Source organism: Hyphomonas oceanitis, from assembly GCF_036964545.1.
Lineage (GTDB): Bacteria > Pseudomonadota > Alphaproteobacteria > Caulobacterales > Hyphomonadaceae > Hyphomonas > Hyphomonas oceanitis.
In genome coordinates this window covers 359,772-382,259 of record NZ_JBALTL010000003.1, presented here as the reverse complement: position 1 = coordinate 382,259, position 22,488 = coordinate 359,772, and the positions used below count along the sequence as shown (strand labels likewise).

The window sequence follows — 22,488 nt, the reverse complement described above, 5'->3', positions numbered from 1 at the left end:
GTCAGGTCGCATACAACTCAAGAGCGACGGCATCGATCACTTCGATACTTCGGCCCGCGAGTCCAGTCGACAGGACAAGTCTTGCGAAGTCCCGCGGCTCCATGTCGCCATCGGGATCGAGAACCGATTTCAATCCGGCAATCGTCCCGCGAAGCTCGTCGGGGTGGTCACGCGCCAGCGTTACGCGCTTCGGATCGTCGGCGAAGTCCGCATAGATGGCGTCGACGGGAAAGGCGGCGCCCATCGCCAACAGCGCCGTGCGTACAGGCGTCTCGCTGTCAGGCCCTGCGCTTTCGATGGCTGCTCGCAACAGTGGGTGATCGAAATCGGGGGCATAGGAGATCATTCCGTCGCGACCCACTGTGCGGGTCCAGACGGGGGAGGCACCCGGCTGAAGGATCCGCTCGCCTCGTCCCTGGTGCACCCGTACGCTCCGTCCCGCGATTCGCTCGATGATTCTCTTGAACCTCGCGCGGACTGCAGGCGGCGGATGGGCTCGGGATTTCTTGATGTCGATCGTCCAAAGCGCATCGAGTGTTGATGGAAAGTCGATCCGGACGCGGGCAAGTTTCGTCGCTTCACCTCGCGGAATCATCCGGAACCAGTCGCCCCAAGCCATCAATCGCCCGTTCCTGTAGACGTAGGCTCCCTGGTTCGAGAGAAAGTCGCTCCGGTCCTTGTAGTACCGCCAGGTTTGTGGCGACAGTTTAGAATGATGAGGAAGGATGTAGGGCCGGATCTCGATCGTCTCACCGTCGATGGACATCCTTTCGACGGGTAGTTCCTGCGTGGCGGTCTGCCCCCTGCAGAACGGGTCGAATGATTCCACGACAATCCCGTTCACGCGGAACTTGAGCTTTCTCCGATCGACCGTGTCCCCCTCGATGAAGCGATGAAAGACCAAGGACAGGTGTCGTTGAAGAACGACAAGCTTGCCGCTGAGCAGATCCGAACGCGCTTGGCCTTCTGTTTCCTCGGCCAGGCGATCCAGCTTCTCGAGGAGAACCATTGTCCCCTGATCACCCAGCGTTTCGAGCCATGGAAGGCTTTCGATGTCCTCGGGTTCGGGCAAGGACAGGATCCAGTCGTCATGCTCGGCAAGCGCGTCGAGGTCCCATATCGCGGCGCTTGTGGCTCCACCCTTTCGGGATACGACTGTAAGTCGGCGACCCTGTGAAAAGGATGCGGTCTTCAGGCCCAAGCCGAACCTTCCAAGATCCCCGGCGCTACGTGCCTCTGTCGGACTCGTCGAACCCGGGCGCATCGCTGCGATCAGCTCGTCTTCAGTCATCCCGTGGCCGTCGTCGACAACTGCCAGCGCAAGTGGCTCCGCATCCACAGCACACCAGATGTCCACCTTGGTCGAGTTGGCCGAGATACTGTTGTCGATGATATCGGCAATCGCGGTCTCGAGCGAATATCCGAGATCCCTGAGAGATTCGATCAGCGAGGCGGCACGAGGTGGAAGTTTTCTCTGTCTGATGGAGTTCGCCAGTTCAAAAGAATTTCAAATCGCTGCATCCAAATCTGCTTTGCAAAATGGTTCAACCTTGAATCGCGAATGCACCGCGAGACGGAAAGCTTCAATTGAACGTCAGTCAGCTTTGCTAACCCCATTCGAAAGCAAAATCGCGCCTCCCTTGAGCGCCGTCTCCAGAAAGACGTCTATGCTGCCCGGCCACTCTAAAAAGCATCGGCTATTACCGCATCCGCGATTCGCACGGATGCAAGAATGAAATCGTCAATCCGGCATCACCAAGTCGATGTGTGACACCCCAAGCGCCCGCGCCAATTCATAGAGAGTCACTATTGTCGGATTGCGTCTACCCTGCTCCAATCCACTCAAATACTGCTGACTAAATCCTGAGCGTGCCTCGACCTCCTCCTGCGTGAGGTGTTTTTCACGACGAATGCGCGCAAAATTACGGCCTACCAGCTTTCGCATATCCATGCTGGCAGATTAGCGTTTACATATTTTAGTGTTATCTACTATAGTATGTATTCAGTTGGAATTTCGCTTTTTGGATGGCCATCGCCAGGAGACTTCGCATGCTCAGCAAGTTACATTTTCGCTCCATCTTGAAGCATGCTTCTCCCTTGGCGTCCGACTTTAGCGAGTCCCGTCCCGACCCAGCAACCAAAGTCTGTGCCGAGTGGCTGGATCGACATTCCGATCAAAGAAAACTTGCGGAGCGTTGGCAAAAACTTGAAACCTTTTTGATGCGCGAGCACAATTTGTTTCAACTCAGCGAACCGCAGCTTGCAGACTACGTCGAGGCTGCTCCCTTGGACGTACTCAGTGATCGTCTTGATGAACTTTACGCACTGAATAAGAAACTGCTTGGCAGGATATCAAAGTCAGAGGCAATGACAACGCATGGGCTCTCGAGCAAGTTGCTTGTTGCCTTGGCGCTCGTTCATCCCGATGAAAACAAGGAAGTCCACACGCTCCTTCAAAGTATTTTGCGGGACATTGAGCCGAATGTGCCGACTAACTACGCTTGCAACGTCAACCCGCCAAGCTGAGGTAGCGCCGAAAACTCCGGCCTCAAAAGATGGCAGTTTGGGAGCGGACCCATTTCGGATGCAGGAGCGCCAAGGCGGAAGAGGTCCAGATCCAGTTTTTTTGCCCCACTCTCGAAGCCTTCTGGACCGCAGGCATCCAAGAAAACTACCCCAGTCAAACTTACAGATCGCACCATTCGGTGCGGACATAGTGCGGGCACACGAAATGAGTGACCGCGCGATCACTCGCACCGCTCGCCTAAGTCTATGTTATTGTTGGAGAAAAATGGTGCCGCTAAGGTGACTTGAACACCTGACCCCCGCATTACGAATGCGATGCTCTACCAGCTGAGCTATAGCGGCATGCTACAATGAGCGTTCGGCCTGAATACTCATCCCGAGGCATCAGCGCAAGACGCTTTTGCCGTTCAGGCGTCCTGCCGGTCAGTCATCGTCAGAGGCATAATCCAGCGGCGGCGTCAGCGGGCCATTCGGGGCCTTGGGCGGGGCAACCTTTTCCTCTTCCGGGCCGGCAATCGCCAGAACCCGGCCAGCTTCCAGTTCCCGGCCATAGGATTCATAGCGCGGATGAACCAGATCCCCGACATCGCCGAAGGCATAGACCAGCCTGCTCCAGTCGCGCTGGGCAAAGTCAAAGGCGTTGCCCTTGGGATCAATGTCCGACCAGTCGGCCTCTCGGGACGCTGAAGCCGCCATACGGCCCCAACGCTGCGCCTCGTCCTTGTCGCCATAGCCCTTGAGCGCGCGCTCCATCAGGAGACACAGGCGCGCCGTCGGATTTTCCTCGACCAGAAGCGCCAGCAAACGGATCGCCTCGACCCAGTTGGCTTCGTCCATCGCCAGCTCGGCTGACAGGATGCGGCTTTCGCGGTGCGTCGGATGCGTGGCGACCAAAGCTTTCAGGCGCGCCGCAATATTATGGCGGTCATCCTGCGGCACGAGGCGACGTGAAAGCTGCGCCAGCGCCGGGTGTGGCCGCGCCTTCCAGCCCAGCTCCAACACGCCTTGCGCGGCCTTTTCCTTGGAGTCGATCATCAGCTGCCGCGCGCCATGAAAGGCCGCAGGCGGAAAGCCCGGCGCCCCCCTGATAGCCTCAGCGAGTGCCTTCTGGGCATCCTGCTTGCGATCATGCGGCAGGCCGACAGCGCGCGCCGTCTGCAAGACGGCGCGGCGTCGCCGCAGGCTGTCACCTGTGATCAGGCCGCGCTTCTCACCAATGGTGAGCGTCTCAAGCGCTTTCTCCCACTCACCTCGTGCCACTTGCAGGTCGAACAGGGAATTGAACGGCCAGTCCGCATTGGATTTCAGGCCGAGCGCTTCGCGCGCGCGTGATTCTGCAGTGGCCTGGTCACCGCGCTCCGCTGCCGCCATGGCAGACCCGCGCAGTCCCGCGAGCTGCCCGCCCGGCAGGCGCGTCAGCTGGCCCCAGGCGCGCTCGGCACCCGCCCAGTCATCATTAGCTTCGGCCGCACGGGCCTCAAGGAGCAGTTTCAACCGCTCGTCTTCGGCATGCTTGACCGCCTTGCGTGCCAGTTTCAGCGCATAAGTCGGGTCACCTGCCTCTGCGGCCAGCAGGCCTTCAGTCAGTGCCATGTTGGCCTTGCGGGCGAGACTGGACTGGCGGGCACGGCCAATCTTGCCCGGCAGGACGAAAAGACCGCTGATCAACCACCAGGCCGCCGCCACGAGTCCGCCAAAAACAATCAGCGCAATGGCTGCGACACCCATATGAAGGGAAACAAGCTCGCCGCGGCTATCATTGATCACGACGCTGCCCGGCAAATTCACGGCCCAGAAGCCGATCAGGGCGCCGCCAACGATAATCAGAAGGATAAGAACAAACAGGAAGATGCGATTCATTGCGCCTGGTTCTCCCCACCAATCATGTCCAGCCTCAGGGCTTTAAGCCCTGTTTCGAGTGTGATGCGCCGGTTTGCCGATTCGGTCCAGTCAGCCATGGCCGCAGCTGGCTCACCGGTCAGATTGCCTATGATTGCAACGGCGCTTTCCAGCTCTCCCGTATCGAGCGCGTCCTTGGCGCGCGAGAGGATGACGGGCGCACCTGCCTCTTCAGCATTTTCACCCCGCACGGTCACAGCATCGCCGAACACATGATTGAGCCACCCCCAACGCCCCTCCTTTTCACGCGGCTCAGCGGCGCGCGCCTTGGCACTCGCTGGCCCGAAGGATCGCTGAAGGTCCGCCAGCGTCGGCGCACCCGTGGTCGCGACGCCGCTAAGAGACCGAACCTCGGCCGATTGCGGCAACAGAACCCGCAGCTTGCGATAGTCGGATTCAAACGTCAGGCCCTGCCGTGAAGCCGCCTCTATCGCCGAGAGCGCAAGGGCTGCATCTGCATTGCTTTCAGAAACTTCAGCCTTGGCCCGGACGGCCGCCTCATCATTGCGCATGCGCTCGATCAGGCTTGTCAGTTCCGTCGTGTCGCCGCCGCTGCGCACAATATCAGACTGGAGGTCAGCAAGCCGGGCCTCCAAAGATGTCACACGCTCGGCAAGCGCCCCCACAGACCGCGCCAGCTCCTGCGCGCTGGCCTCACCGCTTGTGTCGACGGCCTCAAGCGCCTCAAGCCGCGTTGACAGCTTTGCCAGCGCCTCGCCGCCATCATCGCTGGCAATCACTTCGTCGATCCGCTTCGAAACGGCATCGAGTTCCTCCAGCAAGGGCCCAAGGTCGTCCCCGCCTGCAGCAGCAACAGACTTGAGTCGTGCATCAAGGCGCGCCTCGAGATCAGCTGAATTCCGGATCACCTTGTTGCGCTCGACATCTGCCGTTGCCTGTTCGGCCTTTAGCGTATCCAGCTCTGCGGTGAGGGCCGACACATCGCCGTCTGCACTGGTCCCGGGCAGCACCATTGTGGCGACGATGCCGATCGCGCCGCCAATACCGGCAGCGACAAGACTGGCCACGCCCAAACCGAGCCAGCCAGGACCCGCGCCCGCCTTGCTTGCGCGCGATGCTTTCTGGTCTTCGAATGCCGGTTCGAAGTCAGCATCAATCGGCTCTGTGGAGTCGACAGCGATATCGTCTTCGGGATCGTCACTCATAGGTCTGTCTGCTCCTAGCAGGCGGGATTTCAAATACACTGACACATACGCCCATGGCGATCAAAGGTCGCCTTCAGAGCGCCAGAACGGCAGTGTCGAGCGCTTCCATCAGCGCCGTCTCACTGGGCTGCGCCGCATTGACGACAGCACGCGCACCGCAACTGACAAGCGGCTTGCTGGCGGCTTCAGAGATCGCAACAACAATTGACCGCCTGAGGTCCAGCCCCCTCGCCGCATTCCGGAACGCAGTGGCCCCTTTCGCCGAATGCACCAGAATGACCACACGCGCCGCCCGGGTCAGCGCGCTCGCCGCAGCGTCGTTCACGGCAGACACGGGCAGCGTGCGATAGAGCGCCGCAAACCGCGCATTGACGCCTGCTGACCTCAAACGCGCCATCAGATCACCCGCCGCAGCCTCGTTGGCAATATGCAGGAAAGCGCCGGTCCGAGCCTCAGGCGCGGCGATGATATGCTCAGCCAGGTCGACAGCATTGCCATTGCCCTCACGCACGCCCTGCCAGCCCGCTTTGCGCGCGGCTTCAGCCGTTGCCTCGCCGACGCACCAGACTCGCTCAACGCCATCGCTGACCGCCGGGAAGTGGCGCACGCCGTTCGCACTGGTGAACACGAGATCGGTCACGCCGCTCAGGTCGAGGTCTGCACTGAGAGGCTCAAGCACCAGCGCGGGGGAGAGGAGCGGCTTGTATCCAGCAGCCTTTAAACGCGCGGCAGTTTCGGACGCACCCGGCTCAGCCCGCGTTACGATAACGGGAAGGCTCACCACTCGTCCACGAAGGCGGGAAGCACGCCGCCAGCCGCTGCGCGAATATCTGCCGCCACATCGCGTCCGAGCGCCGCAAGCTGCGCTTCACTGGCCTCTTTGCGGCATGTGCCATCAGCGCGCCAACGCTGCCGACCATCCAGCGCAAGAACTTCGCCGATGAGCTCCCATTCCTCGCCTCTGTCAAACAGGTGCGCGGCAATCGGTGTGCGGCAGCTTCCGTCAAGCGCCGCCAGGAAAGCCCGTTCGGCTGTTGCAGCAGCCCGGGTCTCAGCGTGGTCAATGCCGCCCAACGTCTCGCGCACTTCTGCATCGCCATCCTCGCGCATGACCACGCCGATGATGCCCTGCCCGGCTGACGGCAACATGTCTTCCATCGGGATCGGTGTTGCCAGATGCGCCATGCCCAGCCGCGTCAGCCCGGCCATGGCAAGATAGGTTGCATCTGCAAGGCCATCTTCGAGCTTGCGCATGCGTGTTGCAACATTCCCCCGGAACGTCACGATCTCCACATCGGGCCGCAGCGCCAGCGTCTGCGACTCGCGCCTCAGCGAAGCCGTACCCACCTTCGCGCCCTTGGGCAGGTCTGCCAATTTCTCGGCATGCGGCGACAGGAACCCCTCGCGCGCATCTTCGCGATGCGGGAAGGCCCCGAATATCTGTCCCGATGGCAGGACAGCTGGCACGTCCTTGAGGCTGTGCACGGTTATGTCGACATCGCCGCGGTCCAGCGCCGCATCGAGTTCGCGGGTGAACAGGCCCTTCCCGCCGGAATTTATCAGCCGTTCCGTCGTCAGCTGATCGCCCGTCGTGGTGAACGGCACGATCTCACCGCGCAAGGCGCCACCTGAGGCGACCTCAAGGGAGGCTGCGATCTGCCGCGCCTGCACCAGCGCGAGGGGCGAACCGCGCGTACCTATGCGCACATTGCGCTGGTCTCTGCGAGCCGTATTGTCAGGGGATATCCGTGGATCTGTCATCACACTTCTCTAGCTGTCATACAGGCGCTTGCCAATTGACAGCGCGCCGCAGAAGGCGATAGCTCACATATCGTTAATCGGAAAATGCCGGGAGGACCCTCATACATGCGCAGCTCCGTTTCCATCATCGCCCTCGCCCTTGTTTTGTCGGCTTGCGCCACAAAGCCAGCCCCTGCGGAACCACTGAATGCCGCACCCGTCGCCGAAGCACCGGTCGAAACCCAGTCTGAATTGAGTGCCCGGCTGAATACCTGGTTTGACGCCAAATACGAAGAACAGCTCCAGTTCAGCCCGATGGGGCTGACCTTCCTTGGCCGTAAGGACAAGAACGATCAGATCGATTGCATGACATTGGCCTGCCAGGATGAACAACTGGCGTGGCTGAAAGAAGTAACCGAGGAAATGGAAGCTTCGTTCGACTATGACGCGCTCTCGGCGGACGACAAGATGTCCTACGACATCTGGAAATACCAATATGACGAAGCCGCCAAAGGCGCGGCGTTCCGATACAATGGTTTCGTGTTCGACCAGATGAACGGCATCCAGAATTTCCTGCCGACCTTCCTGATCAGCTTCCACACGGTCGACACCCCGGAAGACATGACCGCCTACATCAAGCGCATCAGCGGAAGCGCCCGCGCCCTGCATGAAGCGATCAATGTGGCGCAGGAATCTGCCGATCGCGGCGTGCACGCGCCAAAATTCGCTTATGAAGGCGTGATCGATCAGTCGCAAAAGATCATCACTGGTGCGCCGTTCACGGACGGTGAAGACAGCGCCATTTATGCTGATGTCAAATCCGATATCCAGGCGCTGGTCGACAATGGCAGCATTGATGAGGTGCAAGGCGGCATCTTCCTCGCCGAAGCGGAAGAAGCCCTAAAGGGCGATTTCCTCACCGCGTATGAAGACGTGATCGCCTTCGCGACGGCTGACATGGCCAACTCGCCGGACTCGACCCAGCCGGTCGGCGCCTACCTCCAGCCAGATGGCCCCGCCTATTACAATTATCGCCTCGAAACCCAGACAACCACGCAGATGACTGCCGACGAGATTCACGAACTTGGCCTATCGGAAGTCGCCCGCCTGCGCGGCGACATGGAAGCCATCAAGGAGCAGGTCGGGTTTGAGGGCACGCTGAACGAGTTCTTCACCATGCTGCGCGACAGCAAGGATGACGAGCGCTTCTACTATCCGAATACGGATGAAGGGCGTCTCGCCTATATCACTGACGCAACGGCCGATATCAATCGCATCAAGGAACAGCTGCCGAACTATTTCGGCATCCTGCCCAAAGCCGATCTTGTCGTGAAGCGCGTCGAGGCCTTCCGCGAACAGGACGGCGCCGCCCAGCACTACTATCCGGGCACACCGGATGGCTCGCGCCCCGGCATCTATTACGCGCACCTCTCGGACATGACATCCATGCCGAAGCGCGAACTCGAAGTGATCGCCTATCATGAGGGCATCCCGGGCCACCACATGCAGATCTCGATCGCGCAGGAGCTGACAGGCGTTCCGATGTTCCGCACACAGGCTGGCTTTACGGCCTATGCCGAAGGCTGGGGTCTTTATGCCGAATGGCTCGCCAAGGAAATGCCGGGCACCTATGCCGACCCCTATTCGGACTTCGGCCGCCTCGGCTCGGAAATCTGGCGCGCCATCCGCCTGGTGATTGACACCGGCCTGCACTCGAAAGGCTGGACCGAAGAACAGGCCGTTCAGTACTTCCTTGATAATGCCGCCATCACGGAAACGCAGGCTCGCTCGGAAGTGCAGCGCTACATCGTGATGCCGGGTCAGGCGACCGCCTACAAGATCGGTATGATCAAGATCCAGGAGCTGCGTGCGAAGGCCGAAGCCGAACTTGGCGACAAGTTCGACATTCGCGGCTTTCATGACACGGTTCTCGGTGGCGGCTCACTGCCCCTTGAGCTGCTTGAGCGCAAGGTCGACGCCTGGATCGAGGCGCAGAAGGCCTCCTGAGGCTTTCCACGCGCGAACCAGAAAAGCCCCCTCCGGAAACGGGGAGGGCTTTTTCTTTTCCCGCTATAGGCACGCCAAAAAGTTAGCGCTAACTTGACTTCAGCACTGCCAGTCCGGACAGTCAGAAATGGCAGACTGTGGGAGGATGATGCCATGTCGAACCGCCTGGCAGCGATAGCTCTGATCGCCTCGCTCGCCGCCTGCGCCAGCCCGGCCTCTCGGCCATACAGCGCTGCGCCTGACGGCACGCAGGCCATCAATCCGATCATCACCAACATTTTCACGGCGGACCCTGCCCCCATAGTCCATGACGGGCGCGTCTACCTCTATGTCGGGCACGACGAGGCCGGCGAGGGCGAGATGTTCCGCATCACCGACTGGCGCGCCTATTCAACAGACGACATGAAAACGTGGACCGATCATGGCGCCATCATGAAACCGACCGACTTCAAATGGGCGGTCGCCGACGCCTGGGCATCTGAACCGATCGAGAAGGACGGCAAGTTCTGGCTATACACTGCCGTCGAGCATGATGAGACGGATCACGGTAAGTCCATCGGTGTCGCGGTCTCAGATAGCCCCACAGGCCCCTTCACTGATGCGCTCGGCAAGGCGCTCGTCGCAAATTCAGAAACGGACGGCCCGCACACATGGGATGACATTGATCCCACCGTCTTCGAGGACGAGGACGGGACGTTCTGGCTCTACTGGGGCAATGCCAATCTCTATTACGCGCCGCTGGCGGACGACATGGTGAGCTTCGCCGCGCCGGTCCGGAAGGTTGCCCTGATGCATTTCGAGGAAGGCCCGTGGCTCTTCAAACGCGGCAGCCTCTACTACATGGCCTATGCAGGCATCGACGAAGCGGAGAACGAGAGCGAACAGATCTACTATTCGACTGCGCCAACCGTCACAGGTCCCTGGACCTATCGCGGAAAGATCATGGGCCCAGGCGAGAACAGTTTCACGATCCATCCCGGCATCGTCGAATTCAAGGGCGACTGGTATTTCTTCTATCACAATGCGGCGCTCAGCATTGATGGTGTGGAAGGCGCAATGGGCCGCCGCTCGGTTCGCGCAGAACACCTCTATTTCAATGAGGATGGCAGCATCCGCCCCATTACCGCAACGCAAGGCGGTCTCACCCTGCCCCGGCAGGACTGACGCAGCTCACACCACACGTAATCGAAGCGACGTCGCGGCAGGGCTTGTCACGACAGGGACCTTGCCTAGGCTTTAGCAACGCCTGCTGCGGAGCCAAAGATGAACCTCACCTTCAGCCCTGAAACCGAAGTCTTTCGTGCAAAAGTACGGGCCTTCTTCGAGACCGAGTTTCCTGCGGAGATCATCGCGAAAAACCGGGCGGGAAAATCCCTGACAACCGAAGACATCCGCCGCTCGGAAATGGCGCTTGGTGCCAAAGGCTGGCTCGCGAGTGTCTGGCCTGAGGAGTATGGCGGTCCCGGCTGGTCGGTCGAAGAGCAATACGTTTTCGATGAAGAACTTGAGCGCGCTGGCGTGCCGACCGTCACGCCGATGGGCGTCGTCTATGTCGGCCCCGTGCTCTACACATTTGCGTCCGACGATCAGAAAGCCAAATGGCTGCCGGGCATTCGCGACGGTTCTGTCGGTTGGGCGCAGGGCTATTCCGAACCGGGCGCGGGCTCAGACCTCGCCTCGCTCCAGTTCAGCGCCGTTCTGGAAGACGGCACTTACACACTCAATGGCCACAAGATATGGACTTCCGCCGCCCAGCATGCCGACTGGATCTTCCTGCTCGCGCGCACGAGCAGTGAAGGCAAGAAGCAGGAAGGCATCACCTTCATCTGCTGCCCGATGGACGCGCCCGGTGTAACGCTCATCCCGATCATCACCATCGACGGCAAGCACGTGCTCAACGAAGTCCTGTTCAACAATGTGAAAGTGCCTGAGGACTATCGCATCGGCGAAGAGGGCAAGGGCTGGACCTATTCGCAATACCTGCTTGGCTTCGAGCGCACATCCTATGCCCGCATTGGCGGCAAGCGCGCCATGTTGCGGCATGCCCGCGAACTAGCCTCTTCCATCCCGAATGGCGGCAACCATCGCCTGATCGATGATGCGGCCTTCGCCCGCAAGCTCACCGAGGCCGAGATGGCTGTTGACGGGCTCGAAATGACGGTCTTTCGGGTATTATCCGGGCTTTCTTCGGGGGGATCTCCGGGTGATGCAGCATCGACGATCAAGATCCTCGCGACGCAAACTCACCAGCAGATTACCGAGCTTTTCCTCGACACAGCCGCCGTCTTTGCCCAGCCAGGTTTCGGTGCAAACGCGGCGGATATCGGCCTACCTCTCCACGCCGCAAAAGATGTATCAGCCTATTTCGCCGGCCGCGCCCAGTCGATCTATGGTGGGACAAACGAGATCCAGCGCACCATTATTGCGCGCAAGGTGCTGGGCCTCTAGCGCCGCACCGTCGCCGCAGCCGCCACGAAGCTAAGCGCTGACAGGATCAGCGAGACGACACCGTTCCATCCGGCCATGGACAGGCCGAGGATGTAGAAGGGTGCTGCGGTACAATCAGCCACGTGGAAATTCTGGTTCAGGTCCCGGATCGCGAAGGGGTCCACCGCCGCAGCCGCAGCGCATCCGGCGGGTGGCGGGAACATCTTCCATTCAACGCCAGCGTGGTACGCGGCCACGACTGCGCCGACGCCAAACACCAATCCGATCAGCACGTTCAGCGCCACGAGGAAGCGCCGCTTTGGCTGCCATCGCCAGATAGCGAGGCCTGTGACGGTCATGGCGATCAATGCCCAATAGACTTCCCGCTGGCGCAGGCAGAGCGGACAGGGCGCAAGTCCGCCAAATGTCTGGAAACCATGCGCAATCGCGATCATCAGCGCAGATATGACCAGCGCCGCCGCAGGCCACGTCCAGTCCCTCAAGAGCATTTGGAGCTTCAACATCCTGCCACTAACACCGCCATTGCCCGCACCCACAATGCGGCGCAGCGTCACGATGGCGTGAGACCCATGATTGTGTCCTTCGCGGCACCGATCAGGGCCAGCAAAGCGACTGGTCCCAACACGACCAGCCCGAATATCCAGGCCAGCCCCAGCAATAGTCCGAGGATAACCAGAATACCGTCCTTGTTGATCAGACCAAAGCTCGCCAACGCCACGCCAAAGCCCGGTACGGTGTTCGTCATCGGCAGCGGCAGCAGAATTGATGCGCTGAAAAGGCACAGGAAACCGCCGATAATCCGCTCGGATCGCTTCCCCGTAATTACCTTAAACCTTGGTTTCGTGAAGGTTTCTATCCAGCCAAGCCACTTACGTCCGCCCCTGGCCATCTGGGTCAGGCCCTTGCGGTCGATTTTCCGCTCGCCGAACTTTTCCGGCATCCATGGCTGCGAACGGCCAGCGGCCATCTGGCCTGCCAAGGCCATCATGGGCAATGAAACCACTTGTGGCACGCCATAAAGGAATGGAATGCAGCAGGGCAGCGCCAGGAAGAACAGCCCGGCGCCGAACGCGCTTTCGTCCAGTTGATCCATGATATCGCGCAGCGTCAGCCCCTCTTCAGGGGCGCTTGCGGCCATGGCCTCAAGGGTTTGCAACAAGGTCCGCTCGGCGGCAAAAGAGGCGTTTGGCATGTTCATTGTGTTAGCGGCCTTCTCCCGCCGCGTCGAGATGATTGACAGGACGGCCTGCCATGCGGCAGGAGAAGCCTTCCCTGCTAAGGGCCTCTGTGGCGGAACTGGTAGACGCGACGGATTCAAAATCCGTTTCTGGTGACAGAGTGCCGGTTCGAGTCCGGCCAGAGGTACCAAAGGGCACGGCGCCCGTTCAGAACTGGAAGTAGATGAACGGGCGATAGCCGAGCGGAACGAAGGCGATCGCAATCGCCACAATCGCCCCATAGGTCACCGCAAAGCGATTGGGCGCGAGGCGCTCGATCATTTCCTGTGCGCCGAACCGGTGTGACAGCCAGTGCGCAAGGCCCAGACAGGCGAGGAATGGCCAGACCGCGATGGGCAGCATGTTCTGCCCGGCCGAGGACCATGTCAGATATGTCTGTGAAATGCTCAGCGCTTCGCCAAGGTCTGCCGCCCGGAAGAAGATCCACGCCAGGTTCACCCAGTAAAAGGTCACAGCGCCACCAATGAACCCACCCAGAAGCCCCATGGCCGGGACGCGGCGTGCCACAAGCTGGTGCCAGAAGCGCTGAATGATCAGCGCGATCCCGTGCAGGAAACCCCAGATGACGAAATTGAACGAAGCGCCGTGCCAGAGGCCGCCCAGCACCATCGTGGTCATCAGGTTGACATCCCGGCGGCCATTACCGCGCCGATTGCCCCCCAGCGGAATGTAGAGATAGTCGCGCAGCCATGAGGACAGGCTGATATGCCAGCGACGCCAGAAATCCTGGATATTGGCCGACAGGTAAGGCGAGTCAAAGTTGGCCGGGAACTTGTAGCCAAGCAGGCCCGCGCAGGCGATGGCCATATCGGAATAGCCCGAAAAGTCGCAATAGATCTGGACGCCGTAGAGCAGCACGCCAGCGACTACCTGGGAGGCCGCAAAGGATGACGGATCGGCAAAGATAACGTCGACATATTGCGCGATATTATCCGAGATACAGGCCTTCTTGATGAAGCCGATCAGGAACAGGGTCAGGCAGGCGCGCACGCTGACATCCGCCCATTTGCGGGCTGTATCCATCTGCGGAATGAATTCCGATGCCCGAACGATCGGCCCGGCCACCAGCTGCGGGAAGAAGGCGATATAGAAGGCCACATCGAGAAAAGAGCGCCGCGCGCCAATGTCGCCGCGATGGACATCCACCATGTAGGAGATGGCCTGGAAGGTGTAGAAGCTGATGCCTACAGGCAGAACCAGGTTCAGCGTCACCGATCCCGCACTGAAGCCCATCATGCCGGCAAAATCGACAAAGCTGTCAGCGAAGAAATTGAAGTATTTGAACACGCCGAGAAGCGCGAGCGAGGCAACGATCCCGGCCGTCAGAGCAAGTTTTCGCGTCCTGTCACCCGCAGGATAACGGCTGGCGGCCGCGCCGACCACATAGCTGATCACGGTGATCAGAAGGATCAGGCCAAGAAAACGCCAGTCCCAGGCGCCATAGAAGACATAAGAGGCCAGCGTCAGGACGCGCTTGCGCCACAGGTTGTTTCTCAAAATCCAGACGAGACCGAAAACGACGGCAAAGAAAAGGAAGAAGCGTGGCTCAACGAACAGCATGCTGACCTCCTGCATCCGACTGCTTCAGATCGCGGCAGAGCTCTGCACCGGCCAGGCGGCTCAGCTTGCGCGCACCTTCCTCACCATAGTGACTGTGATCGAACCAGAGGTTTCGACCAAAGAGGTCCGGATAGACATCCGGCCGGTTGAAATTCATCACAGAAAGGTCCGGCGCGATACGCGCAAGTTCGATACCCACACGGGGCGTACGGTCCAGCTCCTCGGGGTCCGGCGAGATGAAGAGCGCTGCATTCAGGTCTTGCGCCTTGAGACTGCGAAGGCGTTCTTCGAGATAGACAGCCCGCGCCTCGACAGCTTCGTCACTGGCCGCGCCATAGCGCGCCAAGGCTTCGTCATACTTTTCCGGATGATCCACGAAATCCTTGCGGCGCGCCTCAATGTCTGGCGACGAAATCGATCCCAGAATTTCGAACCCGTCTGACGACATATCCATCGTATAGGGCGCTGGCTTCACGGGCGCCGGGAAGAAAAACTCAGCCGCCCGGCCAACACCGGAGAGATCGTAGGCGGCGCCCGCGCCAAATATGCCAAGCCGGAAAACCTTCTTCGGCGCAGATTCGGGGAACGAGCTGATACTGTTCAACGTGGGGGAATAGTCTGATGGTGCATGGAAAAAGCGCGCACGTTCATTCGTGGCATCGTCCAGCGAGCGCGCCTCAGGTAGAGGGTCTTCAATAATAACGTTGCGCAAAGCGCCTTGCCCAACGTTCAGAACCTGATCCAGCAGCCAGTCCTGCTCCGCGCCGGTCAGGCCGAAAACGCCGAAATTGAATACGTTGGGCCGCTGGCAGCCTTCGGCTTCCATTGCGGCTTCCACCTCGTCAGGGACGATATGGTAAAAGGTGCGCGATGTGCCGATGAAGACGGTGTCATAGTCGGCGGCATGGTCGCGATAGGCAGCGAGTTTCGGGCTCAAAACATTCATGTCCGGTACGGGTGCGGCGCGTCGAAGCGCCAGCGAAAAGCCGCTTGCCACAAGGGCGAATGTCGCCGCCCCGATGACACAAGGCACCAGAGTGACACGCAAACGCGACATGATTCCACGCTCTGACAAGACAATGCTCCCTAAGCACGCGCGAGGAACTGGCGCGAAATGCGCGTCAGTTTACCCATAGCGACTGCACATATCATGCCATCAAGAGCGAAAGGTTACTGGGTAGAATTTGCGGTTTCGAGGGCGACAATCCTGTACCCGTCCTGCTTCAGCCGCGACAGAAGCAGCGCCGTGCGCACGTTTGAACGGTTAAAGGGATCATGCAGGAGTATCACACCCTTGTTGCCGCTCATCGACAGCTTTTGAAACACCAGGTCCACGGCCTCTTCCGGCGAAATGCGGGTCCAGTCGGCGCCATCAGCGGTCACGCCGACTTCAAGCAAGCCCATGTCCCGTACCATCCGGGACAAGTCCGGCGTCGTCGCGACGTATGGAAAGCGAAACATCAAGGACCGCTTGTCGATACTGGTCAGCGCAGCATTGACGGCTTCCTGGCCGCGCGAAACCTCATCCTTCGCCCTCGCATCACTCATGTTCACCAGATTTGCGTGGGACCATGTATGGCTGCCAACAGAATGGCCTCTTGCGCTGATTTCACGGACCATTGCGGGATAGCGGCTCGCCTGATTCCCCAACAGGAAGAAGGTTGCCTTGGCGCATTCCTTGTCGAGCGCGTCGAGCACAGCGCGCGTTCGCTTCGGATCGGGCCCATCATCGAATGTCAGGACCACTTCGTGGTCTTTCAGCAGCGCATCAATCGGTCCCGTCCTAGGCGTTACCTTTATCGTACGGTCCACGCCCAACATGGTCGCGTCGCATGATACCGGCTTGGGGTCAGACGCTGGCGCCACAGAGCATGCTGCGACAAGCAGACTGCACGCGCCCAAAAGGACTGATCGCCGAATACCACGCACGCCTGATCGAAATCTCATATTGAATAATCCACAAGGCTGCCGTTAGGGCCTGCGAAACCAATATCGACCTTTCATGCCGCCCGCAAATAGCCGCACGTGAGACGCGATTTTACACCGGCAGGAAAAAGCGGCCTTCGACTGTGGTCACGCTATGGCCGGAGAGCTTAACCCGATCGCCCTGCAGGAGCGTATCGATCCGTCCCCCTCGCCCGGGATAGGCCTGGAAGCAGGACAAGGCGTCCTTCCCGAACCGCTCCGACATGACGCGCGCCAGTATTGTGTGCCAGCTGCCCGTGGCAGGGTCTTCATCAATGCCGCTGCCCGGCGCAAAGAAACGGCTGGTCACATCAACGCCGTCTCCGCCGGGCGCAAAACAACCGAAATTGCCACGGTCCCAGCCTTCGCCCGGCACACCGAGCGAAGCCAGCGCTTTCAGGTTCGGTTTGAGCGCATGCACTGCATCAGGCGTCTCGAACATGGCCGCATAGAACATGCCGCCCCAGGCCTGTACGGGCCGTGCACCGAGCGCCTCGGCGACATCGTCGCTGACGGGGATTTCCGTTATCGGGCCCGATGGAAAATCCATCTCCAGCCGCCCGTCTTCCAGCTTGCGCACGGTCAGGCGTCCGGATTTGACCGTGTCGAAGGCAATAGTCTCGCCCGCATAGCCTTCATGCGTGAAGAGCACATGCGCAGCCGCCAGCGTGGCATGGCCACATAGCGGCACTTCAACGGCCGGGGTGAACCAACGCAGGTTCCAGCTCCCTTCGCCGGTGCGGACGATGTAGGCCGTTTCAGCGACATTGTTTTCGGCTGCGATGGCCAGCATCACCTCATCCGGAAGGAAGGCGTCCAGGGGCATGATACAGGCCTGATTGCCTTCGAATGCGCGGGTGGCAAAGGCGTCTACCTGGTAGAGGGGCAAGGGCTGGGTCATCGGTTTATCTCCTGAGAGACGCTTTAAGCACACCGCCTGTCCGTACAGAAACGACGATTTCTGACAGGGCCTTCAGAGGGCCTAACGGGTCAATCCCCGTCCAGAAGCCAGCCATGGTTGACCGGTCCATGGCCCATTCCGAGTCCCTTCGCGGTCCGCAGTGCGCCCAGCAGATAGTCACGCCCCTGCTCAACCGAGTCCGGAACGCTGACGCCTTGCCCGAGATAGGCCGCAATCGCCGAGGCAAGCGTACAGCCTGTGCCGTGCGTGGAGCGTGTATTGATGCGTGGGCTTTCGAATAGCCATTCGCCCGTCGGGGTTTGCAACACATCGGTGATCACGCTGCCACCGATATGCCCCCCTTTGACCAGCGCGCCATGGGCGCCGAGTTCGAGCAGGCGGTCCGCAGCCCGGCGCTGGCCATCAATGGATTCGACGGCCTTGCCTGTCAGCACTTCCGCTTCCGGGGCATTTGGCGTCACCAGACGGGCACGCGGCACCAGTTCGGAACGGATCGCTTCGACGGCCTTGGCGTCGACAAGGCGGTCACCCGATGTCGCAACCATGACGGGATCAATCACCCGCGGGATCATCAAGGCGTGCTCGTCCAGACATTCGGCAATGGCCTCAACCAGCGCGGCGGACCCCAGCATGCCCGTCTTGATCACGTCGGCACCAATATCGGCCAGCGTGACGCGCATTTGCCCGATGACGGCATCAATGGGCACCGGCCAGACGCCGTGAACGCCTTTAGTGTCCTGCACCGTGATGGCCGTAACGGCCGTCATGGCATAGCCACCGAGCATGGTAACGGTCTTGATATCGGCCTGGATGCCGGCACCGCCGCCCGAGTCCGAACCGGCAATGATGAGCACGCGCCCTTTGCGATCGACGGCCTCAGCCATGATGCATCAGACCTTGATATCTGCCTTCTTCGCGTCGGCGAGGAAGGTCTCGAGACCCTTGTCCGTCAGGGGATGGTTGACCAGGCTCTTGATGACGCTGGGCGGCATGGTCGCCACGTCTGCGCCGGCAAGCGCAGAGAGCTTCACGTGATTGGGCGTACGGATCGAGGCTGCCAGGATTTCAGTGTCGAAGAGGTAATTGTCATAGATCTGGCGGATGTCGCTGATCAGTTCCATGCCGTCGAGATTGATGTCGTCGAGGCGGCCGATAAAGGGCGAGATGAATGCGGCGCCAGCCTTGGCCGCCAGCAGGGCCTGGTTTGCCGAGAAGCAAAGCGTGACGTTAACGGCCGTGCCTTCGTCAGACAGCGTGCGGCAGGCTTTGAGGCCATCCCATGTCAGCGGCAGTTTCACGGCCACGTTCTCGGCGATCTTGGCCAGCTTGCGGCCTTCGCGCACCATGCCCTCGGCATCGGTGGCGACGACTTCAGCGCTGACGGGGCCGGTGGTGAGACCGCAGATTTCCTGGATCACTTCAGCGAAGGGGCGCCCGGCCTTGGCGATCAGCGAAGGATTGGTCGTGACGCCATCGATCAGGCCGGTTGCGGCCAGTTCGGCAATGTCTTTTGTATCAGCTGTATCGACGAAGAATTTCATGTCTGGGATCCGGTCTGGAAAGGAAAGTGGGAATTACGGGCGTCCGATTGACGTGTAGGCGAAGCCGCGGGCCGCCATGTCTTCGGGGGAATAGATGTTGCGCAAGTCTACCACGATATTCGTGTTCAGCGCAGCTTTCACGCGATCAAAATCGAGCGCACGAAACTGATCCCATTCAGTGATGATGACCATGGCATCTGCATTCTGGATCGCGTCATAGGGACTTGTCGCAAAATCGACGCCCTCGAGCAGGTGCGCCGCTTCCGTCATCGCTTCAGGATCATAGGCGCGAACTTTCGCGCCGGCCGCCATCAGCGCCGGCAGGATGTCGAGGCTCGGTGCATCGCGCATGTCATCGGTGTTCTGCTTGAACGCGAGGCCGAGCACGCCAATGGTCTTGCCCTTCACATCGCCGCCCATGGCCGCGATGACCTTGTCAGCCATGGCTTTCTTGCGCGCCTTGTTCACTTCGACGACCGTATCGACGATACGGACGGGGGCGCCGACATCATTGGCTGTCTTGCTGAGGGCAAGCGTGTCTTTCGGGAAGCAGCTGCCGCCATAGCCAGGACCCGCGTTCAGGAACTTGCGGCCAATACGATTGTCGAGGCCGATACCGCGCGACACTTCCTGCACATTGGCGCCGACTTTCTCGCACAGGTCTGCCATTTCATTGATGAAAGTGATCTTCACAGCAAGGAAGGCATTGGCGGCATACTTGATCAGTTCAGACGTACGCCGATCCGTGAACAGGATAGGCGTCTCGTTCAGGAAAAGCGGGCGATAAAGCTCGCGCATCAGCTGGCGGGCGCGCTCATCCTCGGTGCCGACGACCACGCGGTCCGGAATCTTGAAGTCCTTGATTGCGGCGCCTTCGCGCAGAAATTCAGGATTGGAAACAACCGCAAAGTCTCCGTCGGGCCGGGCCTTGCGGATGATCTCCTCAACCTCGTCTCCCGTGCCAACCGGAACAGTCGATTTCGTTACAACAACCGTAAAGCCGTCCATCAGGCCGGCAATCTCTTCAGCCGCCGCATAGACATAGGAGAGGTCTGCATGGCCGTCACCGCGCCGTGAAGGCGTGCCGACTGCAATAAAGACGGCGTCTGCATCCTTGATGGCTTCGGCGGCCTCGGTCGTGAAGAACAGGCGCTCTTCCTCAACATTGCTGGCGACAAGTGCGTCGAGACCCGGCTCGTAGATAGGCATGATGCCATTCTTCAGGCGCTCAATCTTCGAGGCATCCTTGTCGACGCAGGTCACGATGTGACCGAAGTCCGCAAAACAAGCACCCGAAACCAGGCCCACATAGCCTGTACCGATCATCGCAACGCGCATGGAATCATCCTTTTCGAAAGCCCGCCCGGTTTGCGCAGGGGCGTGCGATTTTTGGGCCGTCAGGTCAAGAGCCTGTACCCGTTCGTCAGCCTGTATAGGTTATTGAGGCGGATACTTGGCGAGCCGCCTCAAGGTCCGTGTCGGAATCAAAATACGCCGCCACCATCACCTGGCCGGCCTCGCCATGGACATAAGAGTAGAGGCCATTGACGATCGCGCCGTCCGCTCTTGTTTCCGCAAGACGATAGGTGAGACGGCCGACGCCATCCTGCTGGCTTTCGTCCATATCTGTTGCCTCCGGCGAGGCATTGCCGCGATCGCGCGCCAGACGTTGCTCAATCGTCATTCCGTCTTCGGCGCCATAGGCCGTCAGCCAGATCGTCAGGCCGGGCCGCCAGAAGCAGAGTCCTGCCTCTTCTTCGCGGCGATTGAACTCACCCGGCAGGGTGATGGCCCAGCGGCCGGTCACCTGCTGGCGACCGGAAACGGCGGCATAGTTCGGATTCAGGCCCATGACCGTCAGATTTCCTGATTGTAGGCGCCGACTTCCTTATGCTTGCCGAGGCGCGGTTTGATTTCCTTGTGGAAGAGATCGCGCATGTCGTCCTCGCTGGACATGGATTCGACCACGACAACGAGTTCCGGCTTGTTGGAGGAAGCCCGGATCAGCACCCAGCTGCCATCTTCCAGCGTCACGCGGGCGCCGTTCACCGTGTTCACGTCGACCACTTTGCGGCCGAGGATTTCAGTGCCGTTCAGCGCCTCGTATTCGGCGACCATCTTGTCGACCACCTCATACTTCACTTCGTCTCCGCAATGCGGCGACATGGTGAGGGACGTGAAGGCCACGCCAAGCTCGTCGCGCAGGTCGGCCATGGTCTTGCCGGGGTTGCGGTCGAGCATTTCGAGGATCGCCTTGGCAGCCGTCAGGGCGCAGTCATAGCCAAGCCCGATGGGCGGACGGAAGAAGAAGTGGCCGGACTTCTCGAAGCCTGCGAGGGCGCCCAGCTCGTTCGTGCGGCGCTTGATGTAGGAGTGGCCGGTCTTGTAATAGTCGACCGTGGCGCCGTTTTCCTTGAGGATCGGGTCGGTCTTGTAGAGGCCTGTCGATTTCACATCGACCACAAAGGTCGCGTTCTTGTAGTTCTTCGACAGGTCGCGGGCCAGCATCAGGCCGATCTTGTCGGCGTAGATTTCCTCGCCCGTATTGTCGACAACCCCGCAGCGGTCGCCATCGCCATCAAAGCCAAGCACGACGTCGGCGCCGAGGTCTTTCACGGCTTTCGACATTTCGTGCAGCATTTCGGCATCTTCGGGGTTCGGGTTATACTTCGGAAACGTGTTGTCGAGATCGCAGTCCATCTCGATGACTTCGGCGCCCATTGCGCGCAGGGCATCCGGCGCGAAGGCGCCAGCCGTACCGTTGCCGCAGGCTGCGATCACCTTGATCGGGCGCGACAGTTTCACACCGTCGGCGACCGAGGCGATATATTTCTCGCGCATGCCGTCAACGCGGTGATGCCCGCCGCCGGCACGCGGGACGAAGGCGCCCGCCATGACGATCTCTTTCAGGCGGCCCATTTCGACAGGACCGAAGGTGAGCGGGCGGTCGGCGCCCATTTTCACGCCGGTCCAGCCATTCTCGTTATGGCTGGCGGTGACCATGGCGCAGCAGGCCGCGTCGAGCTCGAACTGGCTCCAGTAGACCATTGGCGAGAGGGCCAGGCCAACGTCGAGCACTTCGCAGCCGCCCTGGACGAGGCCAAGTATCAGCGCGTTCTTGATGGGCTGGCTGATCGAGCGGAAATCGTGGCCGGTGACGACTTTCGGCGTGACGCCCATTTCGTGGAACAGCGTCGCCATGCCGAGGCCGAGGGCCTGAACGCCCGTGAAGTTCAGTTCCGGAGCCTTCTCATGGCCGATGCCGTTGAACCACCAGCGCGCATCATACTCCCGGAAGCCTGTCGGCTTCACCATGGGCAGGATTTCGAATTCGAGCGTGTTGGCTTCGATATGGGCGAGGGGCTTCGGCATCATGGCGGGCAATCTCCGGGTTTCAGCATGTGTTCAACACAAGTCTGTTGCTGCTGGCAACCGGATGCAGGTTTCGCGCCACGGGCGATCGGTTAACCCTGCAA

General features: G+C 60.2%; 21 protein-coding genes and 2 tRNA genes. 5 read left to right on the top strand and 18 right to left on the bottom strand.

Annotated elements, in window-relative coordinates; translation table 11 throughout:
• Position 1: 1 nt before the first annotated feature.
• Both V7651_RS11090 and V7651_RS18695 read right to left on the bottom strand, forming a co-directional pair.
• Positions 2 to 1,444 carry an ATP-binding protein gene (locus V7651_RS11090; protein WP_335613324.1) on the bottom strand — a complete coding sequence of 481 codons (1,443 nt, stop codon included), beginning with the start codon at positions 1,442 to 1,444 and terminating at the stop codon, positions 2 to 4.
• 297 nt (positions 1,445 to 1,741) lie between these two features.
• Entirely contained in the window at positions 1,742 to 1,951 is a 210-nt protein-coding gene (locus V7651_RS18695; RefSeq protein ID WP_418887235.1) for a helix-turn-helix domain-containing protein, read from the bottom strand.
• A gap of 98 nt (positions 1,952 to 2,049) precedes the next feature.
• Between V7651_RS18695 and V7651_RS11085 the strand changes: the two genes are divergently transcribed.
• A complete protein-coding gene (locus V7651_RS11085; protein WP_335613215.1) occupies positions 2,050 to 2,526 on the top strand; it encodes a hypothetical protein in 477 nt (158 codons plus the stop codon).
• A 266-nt stretch (positions 2,527 to 2,792) separates the two neighbouring features.
• Here V7651_RS11085 and V7651_RS11080 read toward each other — a convergent pair.
• The 5 genes from V7651_RS11080 to hemC form a co-directional block, all read right to left on the bottom strand.
• Positions 2,793 to 2,868, bottom strand: a tRNA-Thr gene (locus V7651_RS11080).
• An 81-nt stretch (positions 2,869 to 2,949) separates the two neighbouring features.
• The gene (locus V7651_RS11075; RefSeq protein WP_035539855.1) at positions 2,950 to 4,386 is read right to left on the bottom strand and encodes a heme biosynthesis protein HemY; all 1,437 of its coding nucleotides are present in this window, start codon (positions 4,384 to 4,386) and stop codon (positions 2,950 to 2,952) included.
• On the bottom strand, positions 4,383 to 5,591 hold the full coding sequence (locus tag V7651_RS11070) for a COG4223 family protein (RefSeq protein ID WP_335613214.1): 1,209 nt from the start codon (positions 5,589 to 5,591) through the stop codon (positions 4,383 to 4,385). The genes V7651_RS11075 and V7651_RS11070 overlap by 4 nt, the downstream gene beginning before the upstream one ends.
• 73 nt (positions 5,592 to 5,664) lie before the next feature.
• Complete coding sequence (locus V7651_RS11065) at positions 5,665 to 6,372, bottom strand: uroporphyrinogen-III synthase (RefSeq protein WP_335613213.1); 708 nt, start codon at positions 6,370 to 6,372, stop codon at positions 5,665 to 5,667.
• Complete coding sequence (gene hemC, locus V7651_RS11060; RefSeq protein WP_335590117.1) at positions 6,369 to 7,352, bottom strand: hydroxymethylbilane synthase; 984 nt, start codon at positions 7,350 to 7,352, stop codon at positions 6,369 to 6,371. Before hemC ends, V7651_RS11065 begins: the two co-directional genes overlap by 4 nt.
• A gap of 105 nt (positions 7,353 to 7,457) precedes the next feature.
• Here hemC and V7651_RS11055 point away from each other — a divergent pair, with 105 nt between their 5' ends.
• The 3 genes from V7651_RS11055 to V7651_RS11045 all read left to right on the top strand — a co-directional run bounded on the left by V7651_RS11055 (position 7,458) and on the right by V7651_RS11045 (position 11,786).
• Positions 7,458 to 9,338, top strand: coding sequence for a DUF885 domain-containing protein (locus V7651_RS11055; protein WP_335590118.1), 1,881 nt, complete (start codon positions 7,458 to 7,460; stop codon positions 9,336 to 9,338).
• A 153-nt stretch (positions 9,339 to 9,491) separates the two neighbouring features.
• Positions 9,492 to 10,502, top strand: coding sequence for a glycoside hydrolase family 43 protein (locus tag V7651_RS11050; RefSeq protein WP_335590119.1), 1,011 nt, complete (start codon positions 9,492 to 9,494; stop codon positions 10,500 to 10,502).
• Positions 10,503 to 10,601: 99 nt separating this feature from the next.
• Positions 10,602 to 11,786: an acyl-CoA dehydrogenase family protein gene (locus V7651_RS11045; protein WP_335590120.1), complete on the top strand. Its 1,185-nt coding sequence runs from the start codon at positions 10,602 to 10,604 to the stop codon at positions 11,784 to 11,786.
• On the opposite strand, the gene V7651_RS11040 is transcribed toward V7651_RS11045, so the two are convergent.
• Positions 11,783 to 12,289 carry a disulfide bond formation protein B gene (locus V7651_RS11040; protein ID WP_335590121.1) on the bottom strand — a complete coding sequence of 169 codons (507 nt, stop codon included), beginning with the start codon at positions 12,287 to 12,289 and terminating at the stop codon, positions 11,783 to 11,785. The genes V7651_RS11045 and V7651_RS11040 overlap by 4 nt on opposite strands.
• Positions 12,290 to 12,336: 47 nt before the next feature.
• Complete coding sequence (locus V7651_RS11035) at positions 12,337 to 12,984, bottom strand: exopolysaccharide biosynthesis protein (RefSeq protein WP_335590122.1); 648 nt, start codon at positions 12,982 to 12,984, stop codon at positions 12,337 to 12,339.
• 83 nt (positions 12,985 to 13,067) lie between these two features.
• Here V7651_RS11035 and V7651_RS11030 point away from each other — a divergent pair.
• Positions 13,068 to 13,154, top strand: a tRNA-Leu gene (locus V7651_RS11030).
• Between the two features lie 17 nt (positions 13,155 to 13,171).
• Here V7651_RS11030 and V7651_RS11025 read toward each other — a convergent pair.
• From V7651_RS11025 to V7651_RS10985, 9 genes are all read right to left on the bottom strand, one after another.
• Positions 13,172 to 14,584, bottom strand: a complete 1,413-nt coding sequence (locus tag V7651_RS11025; RefSeq protein ID WP_335613212.1) for an MBOAT family O-acyltransferase — start codon at positions 14,582 to 14,584, stop codon at positions 13,172 to 13,174.
• The gene (locus tag V7651_RS11020) at positions 14,571 to 15,659 is read right to left on the bottom strand and encodes a hypothetical protein (protein WP_335613211.1); all 1,089 of its coding nucleotides are present in this window, start codon (positions 15,657 to 15,659) and stop codon (positions 14,571 to 14,573) included. Before V7651_RS11020 ends, V7651_RS11025 begins: the two co-directional genes overlap by 14 nt.
• 95 nt (positions 15,660 to 15,754) lie before the next feature.
• Positions 15,755 to 16,405 carry a polysaccharide deacetylase family protein gene (locus tag V7651_RS11015; protein ID WP_335613210.1) on the bottom strand — a complete coding sequence of 217 codons (651 nt, stop codon included), beginning with the start codon at positions 16,403 to 16,405 and terminating at the stop codon, positions 15,755 to 15,757.
• Positions 16,406 to 16,622: 217 nt separating this feature from the next.
• A complete protein-coding gene (locus V7651_RS11010; protein ID WP_335590126.1) occupies positions 16,623 to 17,450 on the bottom strand; it encodes a PhzF family phenazine biosynthesis protein in 828 nt (275 codons plus the stop codon).
• 89 nt (positions 17,451 to 17,539) lie between these two features.
• The gene (gene thiD, locus V7651_RS11005; protein WP_335590127.1) at positions 17,540 to 18,355 is read right to left on the bottom strand and encodes a bifunctional hydroxymethylpyrimidine kinase/phosphomethylpyrimidine kinase; all 816 of its coding nucleotides are present in this window, start codon (positions 18,353 to 18,355) and stop codon (positions 17,540 to 17,542) included.
• Between the two features lie 6 nt (positions 18,356 to 18,361).
• On the bottom strand, positions 18,362 to 19,012 hold the full coding sequence (fsa, locus tag V7651_RS11000; RefSeq protein WP_335590128.1) for a fructose-6-phosphate aldolase: 651 nt from the start codon (positions 19,010 to 19,012) through the stop codon (positions 18,362 to 18,364).
• 33 nt (positions 19,013 to 19,045) lie between these two features.
• Positions 19,046 to 20,350, bottom strand: coding sequence for a UDP-glucose dehydrogenase family protein (locus V7651_RS10995; RefSeq protein ID WP_335590129.1), 1,305 nt, complete (start codon positions 20,348 to 20,350; stop codon positions 19,046 to 19,048).
• A gap of 85 nt (positions 20,351 to 20,435) precedes the next feature.
• Positions 20,436 to 20,864 (bottom strand): hypothetical protein, encoded by a 429-nt coding sequence (locus V7651_RS10990; protein WP_335590130.1) that lies wholly within the window; start codon positions 20,862 to 20,864, stop codon positions 20,436 to 20,438.
• Between the two features lie 5 nt (positions 20,865 to 20,869).
• Positions 20,870 to 22,384 (bottom strand): phosphomannomutase/phosphoglucomutase, encoded by a 1,515-nt coding sequence (locus V7651_RS10985; RefSeq protein WP_418887242.1) that lies wholly within the window; start codon positions 22,382 to 22,384, stop codon positions 20,870 to 20,872.
• Positions 22,385 to 22,488: the final 104 nt, after the last annotated feature.